Here is a 2715-nt window from a genome sequence, read left to right on the forward strand (position 1 = left end):
CGCCAGTTTGAAGGACAAACCTATCGCTTAAGGGCACAATTGCGCGCTCGGCAACAAAGTCGCGATCAGCAGATTCTGCAACAAGATATTTTGACCGAACAGACTCAACTACTGTTAGGCACTAGTCCACCTACGGTGACAGTAAAATTACCTGAAAAGGTGACCGTGGGTCAGCAGTTTAGCTTTGATGCCATTGTGCAGGAACCCTTGGGCAATGATTTTTTGTTAGGAGCTGTTACCGAAGAAGCAGTGCGCCCAACAAATTACTTTGGTTCTGCACCCACTAAGCTAGAACCCTTGGCAGCAGGGGGAATCTTTAAGATTGGTCGTGCCCCTCAAGAAAAAGCCGATCGCTGGATTTCTGCAATTTTGGTGCGCCGGGGTGGAATTACCATCGTCACCCAACGGTTGCGCGTTGTTGAGCGTTAGGCAGTCTGGGCAGCAACTGGCGCTAGTTGCAAGGGAATCTCAATCGTGAAGGTTGTTCCTTTCCCTGGTTCTGACGTACAGTACAGTCGCCCACCATGTTTCTCAGTGATGATTTGGTAACTGATCGACAGCCCTAACCCAGTGCCTTTGCCCACAGGCTTAGTGGTGAAAAATGGATCAAACAGCCGCTGTCTGGCTTGCTCAGGAATCCCTAAACCATTGTCGGCAATTTGAATGCGGATAAACGGCTGCGTGGGTGGCTGGGAGTTTTCTGAACTGCTACTATCTGACCTGCTATTAGAAGTTGGCAATGACAGCAGTTCTGTAGTGATAGTAATAGTTGGGACACCTTGGCAGCAATTCTTGGCGGCTGGTAATGAATCGTTAAGGCAAAATGCTTCTTCTAGGGCATCGATCGCGTTGCTCAAAATGTTCATAAATACTTGATTAAGCTGTCCAGCATAGCACTCAACCAGGGGCAAATCCCCATAGTGCTTGACAACCTCAATCGCTGGGTGTTCTGCCTTAGCTTTCATGCGATTCTGTAAAATCAGCAATGTGCTATCGATGCCGTCATGGATGTTTACAGATTTCTTCTCTGACTCATCCATGCGAGAAAAAGTCCGTAGCGAGGTTACGATCTTTTGAATTCGCTCCGCACCAATACGCATAGAGTTAAGTAGCTTAGGGAGATCTTCAACCAAGAAGTCTAAATCAATGGCATCGGCAAGCTCTTGAATTGCCAGTGGGGGCTGGGGATAGTGTCGCTGATAGGCATGTAGCAGTTCTAGTAGATCACGAGTATAGGTATCTGCATAAGAGAGATTGCCGTAGATGAAATTAACTGGATTATTGATTTCATGGGCAATGCCTGCCACCAACTGTCCCAAACTGGACATCTTTTCGGCCTGAATCATCTGGGTTTGCGTGCGGTGCAACTCTGCTAGCAAATGCTCAAGTTCACTATTCTTTTGCCGCAGCTTGGCCTCCGACGCTTTGAGAGCCTCTTCTGCACGAATGCGATCGGTCACATCATCCCTAGTGCCCAGTATCCCAATCACATTGCCTTCATCATCCTGAAGGGGCACTTTGTTGGTCTCAGTCCAAGCGGGTTGACCCTTGGCTGAGATGATAGGGTCAATTACCCGATAAATGGGTTGGTTAGTTGCAATTACTTTCCGATCGCGATCGATAAACTGCTGGGCATACTTGCGCCAAGGCAAATCATAGTCAGTTTTGCCCACAATATCCTCAGGTGAAGCCAGCCCTGCCAGCTCTGCAAAGTTACGGTTGCACCCAAGATAGACAGAGTTGATGTCTTTCCAAAAGACATATTGAGGAATTGAGTTCATCACTAATTCCAAGAATTTTTGGTTGGCCCGCAGCTTGGCTTCCGCCTGTTTGCGATCAGTAATGTCCCGGACGATAGCGGTTACCTCATCAGCTCCACTGACTACCAGCCGGGCCTCATAGTCATGGGGCACTCCCTGTACATCTAGACGATATTCAATCAGTTGCATTCGCCCAGTTGCAAGGGCTTGTGCAATCGCCGCTAAAATCTGATTAGCAACTGGTTTGGGCAAAATTTCCGATACAGGCTTGTTGAGAAATGCTTCTGGCGAACAGACTGGTTGCCAGTCGTAGGAGGGCACAAACTCTAAATGCACACCTTGACGGTTGTAGCGAAAGATCATGTCAGGCAGGGCAGCTAACAAGGCGCGATGACGATCGCTGCTAGCCCGTAAGGCAGCTTCTGCTTGGCGGCGATCGATCATCTGTCGCTGCATTCGGGCTATTGCCTGCTCCAATTCAGCCGCTTGAGTCGCTACTGTAGCCTGTAATTCTCGATTTTCTTGGCGTAATGCTAACTCTGTCTGTTTGTGATGGCTAATATCTGTAAAAGCACCATGCCAAACGACGCTACCATCTGCCTGGGGGATAGGGTCAGCTATGGCTTCAATCCACCGAGACTGACCAGACGATAGCATGATTTGCCCAACCCACCGCCAAGGTTGGCCAGCTTGAGAAGCTGTAGCGACACTTTGGAAAAATTGGGGGCGATCGCCAGGTAGCACTCTATCGATTAACACAGCAGCATCCTGACAAAGCTGGTCAGCATCCAAGTCTAGTAGTGTTGTAGATCTAGGGCTGACAAACAGGAACGCGATCGAACCATCGGGATATAGATGAGCTTGATAGATTACCAAGGGACTACAGGCTAAGTGGGGTATGGGAACAGCATCCACTAATGATCGCTCATCATCAGCAGACGAATCTTTATTAGCA

At 48.7% G+C, this 2715-nt stretch carries 2 protein-coding genes; one reads left to right on the forward strand and one right to left on the reverse strand.

What is annotated here, in order from left to right; all coding sequences use genetic code 11:
- Positions 1-429: nuclear transport factor 2 family protein (locus tag NZ772_16930; GenBank protein ID MCS6815240.1), on the forward strand; the 429-nt coding region annotated here is incomplete at its 5' end.
- On the opposite strand, the gene NZ772_16935 is transcribed toward NZ772_16930, so the two are convergent.
- The coding region (locus tag NZ772_16935) for a PAS domain-containing protein (GenBank protein MCS6815241.1) at positions 426-2715 on the reverse strand (2290 nt) is incomplete at its 5' end. The genes NZ772_16930 and NZ772_16935 overlap by 4 nt on opposite strands.

It is taken from the genome of Cyanobacteriota bacterium, assembly GCA_025054735.1.
GTDB lineage: Bacteria > Cyanobacteriota > Cyanobacteriia > SKYG9 > SKYG9 > SKYG9.